General features: G+C 70.8%; 1 protein-coding gene. It reads left to right on the top strand.

Annotated elements, in window-relative coordinates; genetic code table 11:
* The coding region (locus TN53_RS41495) for an FAD/NAD(P)-binding protein (RefSeq protein WP_046264070.1) at positions 1 to 705 on the top strand (705 nt) is incomplete at both ends.

The following is a 705-nucleotide window of genomic DNA, read 5'->3' on the forward strand; positions in this document are numbered from 1 at the left end:
CTGGGACACCGTCACCGTGCATGTCGTCGACCCGGACCCGCCCGGCTCGGGACGCGTGTGGCGCCCCACCCAGTCCCGGCATCTGCTGATGAACACCGTGTCCTCGCAGGTCACGGTCTACACCGACGCCAGTGTCCGCATCGACGGCCCGCTGGACGAGGGACCGAGCCTGTACGAGTGGGCCAAGGCGCTGGTCTCGCACACCCTCGAGGCCGCCCCGCAGGCCGGCTACGACGACGGGGTCCTCGCCGAGGCACGCCGTCTGGGCCCCGACTCCTACCCCACCCGCGCCCTCTACGGCTGCTATCTGACGTGGGCGTTCCAGCGGGTCGTGGCGGGCGCCGCCGCACACGTGACGGGGCGCACCCACCCCGTACGGGCCGTCGCCCTTCACGACGACACCCCGGGCGGGTCGACGGGGGAGCAGACCATCGTCCTCGAGGACGGCACCCGGCTGACAGGCCTGTCCGCGGTCGTCCTCGCACAGGGCCATGTACCGGCCCAACTCTCCGACACCGAACGGAAGTTGACCGAGTACGCCGAAAGCAGCGGTCTGACCTACCTGGCCCCGGCCAACCCGGCCGACGTGGACCTGTCGGGCATCCGTCCCGGCGAAACCGTGCTGCTGCGCGGACTCGGGCTCAACTTCTTCGACTACATGGCGCTGTTCACCCAGGGGCGCGGTGGTGTGTACGAGGAGGTGGA

Source organism: Streptomyces sp. WM6386 (assembly GCF_000972385.1).
Classification (GTDB): Bacteria; Actinomycetota; Actinomycetes; order Streptomycetales; family Streptomycetaceae; genus Streptomyces.